The sequence below is a fragment of the Ideonella azotifigens genome (assembly GCF_006519715.1).
In the GTDB taxonomy this organism is placed as follows: Bacteria; Pseudomonadota; Gammaproteobacteria; order Burkholderiales; family Burkholderiaceae_C; genus Ideonella; species Ideonella azotifigens.
Genome location: NZ_VIDT01000725.1, coordinates 1 through 2,594 on the forward strand (window position 1 = coordinate 1; position 2,594 = coordinate 2,594).

Annotated in this window: 4 protein-coding genes; 1 reads left to right on the plus strand and 3 read right to left on the minus strand. The window is 69.5% G+C overall.

Annotation, left to right across the window (positions count from 1 at the left end; translation table 11 throughout):
- Positions 1-324 (minus strand): MFS transporter (locus FKP22_RS26840; protein WP_141291019.1); only part of this gene is annotated, 324 nt, incomplete at its 3' end.
- A gap of 95 nt (positions 325-419) precedes the next feature.
- Here FKP22_RS26840 and FKP22_RS26845 point away from each other — a divergent pair.
- Entirely contained in the window at positions 420-1,373 is a 954-nt protein-coding gene (locus tag FKP22_RS26845) for a LysR family transcriptional regulator (RefSeq protein ID WP_141291020.1), read from the plus strand.
- A gap of 5 nt (positions 1,374-1,378) precedes the next feature.
- Here FKP22_RS26845 and FKP22_RS26850 read toward each other — a convergent pair whose 3' ends face one another.
- Both FKP22_RS26850 and FKP22_RS34430 read right to left on the minus strand, forming a co-directional pair.
- Positions 1,379-2,188, minus strand: coding sequence for an ABC transporter permease (locus FKP22_RS26850; RefSeq protein ID WP_231010037.1), 810 nt, complete (start codon positions 2,186-2,188; stop codon positions 1,379-1,381).
- A 2-nt stretch (positions 2,189-2,190) separates the two neighbouring features.
- Positions 2,191-2,594 (minus strand): ATP-binding cassette domain-containing protein (locus tag FKP22_RS34430; protein WP_141291022.1); only part of this gene is annotated, 404 nt, incomplete at its 5' end.

Consider the following 2,594-nt stretch of genomic DNA (forward strand, 5'->3'; position numbering starts at 1 on the left):
GCCTGGGGCCACGCCACAGAGCAGCAGCGCCAGCGTCAGCAGCACCGCCTTCACCAGGATCACGCTGCGGCGGTCGAAGCGGTCACCGAGTGGCGCCAGCAGCAGGATGCCCAGCGCATAGCCCAGCTGCGTCACGGTTGGCACCAGGCCGACGGCGCGCGTGCCGGCTTGCAGGTCGGCGCCCAGCACGCCCAGCATCGGCTGGCTGTAGTACAGCGAGGCCACGCTGAGGCCGGTGCCTGTCGCCAGCAACAACACCAGGCCCGCTGGCACGCCGGCTTGGGCCGGCGCGGGCTGGGCATGCACGGAAGGAATGGAGGTCATGGTGAAAACCCTTAAAAGCGAATTGACGCCAGTGTCTTCTCGGGTGAGCCAGAACGGTAGTCGCAGCCAGTGCAGATTCGCTATACGCTTGGCGCATGACCAACCTGTCCGTGCCCGGCGCCGACCGCATCGAGCTGATGCAGACCTTCGTGCGCATTGTCGAAGCCGGCAGCCTCTCCGCCGCAGCCGCCCAGCTGGGCACCACCCAGCCCACGGTGAGCCGCCGGCTGCAGGCGCTGGAGCGATCACTGGGCCTGAAGCTGCTGCAGCGCTCCACCCACGGCATGAAGCTCACCGGCGACGGCGAGCGCTGCTTCACGCATGCCAAGGAACTGCTGGAGAGCTGGCGCGCGCTGGAAGACGACCTGCGCGGCGCCACCGACGTACCGCGCGGCCTGCTGCGCGTGGTCGTGCCACATGCGTTCGGGCAGGACCAACTGGTGGCCCCGCTCACCGAATACCTGCAGCACCACGCGCAGGTTTCGGTGGACTGGCTGCTGCACGACCGTCGGCCGGATTTCATTGCCGAAGGCATCGACTGCGCGGTGATGGTGGGCACGGTGAACGACCCGGCGCTGATTGCCGTGCGCCTGGCCGAGGTGCCGCGCATCGTCGTCGCCGCGCCGTCGCTGTTGCCGGCAGGGCCCGGGGCCGCGAGCGCACCCTTGGCCGAGCTGCCCTGGCTGGCGCTGAAGACCTACTACCGCAACGAGGTCATGCTGCAGCACCGGGAAGATGGCCGCGAGCAGCGCTTCGCCATCCAGCCGCGCATGGCAACCGACAGCCTCTACGCGCTGCGCCAGGCCGCACTGGCCGGCCTGGGCGCCTGCATCGCCTCGCACTGGATCGTCGCCGACGACATCGCCCAGGGCCGGCTGGTGCACCTCGCCCCGGACTGGCAGGCCTCGCCACTGCCGGTCTACCTCGTGTACCCGCCCGCGCGCTTCTACCCGGCCAAGCTGCGCCGCTTCATCGAGCTGATGCGCGAACGCATGCCGGGCATCGTCGGCATGGTGGGCACGGCCGGCAAGCCAAGGCCTGCGAGCTGAAGGCCTCAGCGCCCGCGCTCGCTGTCATGCCAGCCGCGCAGCAGGCGCCGCGACAGCCACTCGAAGAACGCGTGGATCAGCACGCCGGTGGCCGAGACCAGCAGCAGTGCGGCGAACATCTTCGGGATCTCGGTGCGGAAGGCCGCTTCGAGGATGCGCGAAGCCAGGCCGGTGTTGCGGCCCGCGGCACCGGCGGTGAACTCGGCCACCACCGCGCCGATCAGGCTCAGGCCGCCGGCGATCTTCAGGCCGGACAGGAAATACGGCAGCGCCGAGGGCACCAGCAGGAAACGCAGCGTCTGCCAGCGGCTCGCGTGGTAGAGCCGGAACAGCTCGCGCAAGCCGGCGTCGGCACTGCGCAAACCCGTCAAGGTATTCGCCAGCAGCGGGAAAAAGGCGACGATGAAGGCGCAGATCAGCACCGTGGCGGTGGCGCTGTCGGTCAGGATCATGATCAGCGGCGCGACCGCGATCACCGGCGTGACCTGCAGCACCACGGCAAACGGCGTGAGGCTCCATTCCACCCAGCGCGACAGCGCGAACACCGCCGCCACGCCCACGCCGCCAACACAGGCCAGCGCCAGCGCCATCAAGGTGATGCGCAGCGTGACCCACCAGCTCACCATCAGCGAGCCCAGGTTGTCCCACAGCGTAACCAGCACGCGCGAAGGCGCGGGCAGCAGGTAAGGCGGGATCTCCCACCAGGCCACCGCCGCTTCCCAGCCGCCCAGGAACAGCAGCACCGCCAGCAGCGGCAGCAGCCAGCGCAGCGTCTGCTCGCGCCGGCTTGCGGAAGCAGATGCTGCGTGGACCACGATCAACCGAGTGCCGGTTCCTCGGCGGCGCGGGCCAGCGCGGTGCTCAGGCGGGCGCAGGCGTCGACGAACACGGGGCTCTGGCGGAACGAGGCGTCGCGCAGGCGCGGGCCTTCGATGCGCAGATCCTCGATGATGCGACCCGGCCGGGCGCTCATCACCAGCACGCGCTGGCTCAGGAACACTGCCTCGAACACGCTGTGCGTGACGAACACGCCGGTGAAGGCGGGCACCTTGGTCTTCTCGCCTTGCGGCAGCCACAGCGAAAGCAGGCTTTCATTCAGCGCAAAACGCGTGATCTCGTCCAGCGCGGCAAAGGGCTCGTCCAGCAGCAGCAGCGCCGGCTGCGTGACCAGCGCGCGGGCAATCGCCGCGCGCATCTTCATGCCACCGGACAGCTCACGCG

Coding starts and splice junctions, on each gene's coding strand:
- FKP22_RS26845 (WP_141291020.1), top strand. CDS start 420: ATGACCAACCTGTCCGTGCCCGGCGCCGACCGCATCGAGCTGATGCAG.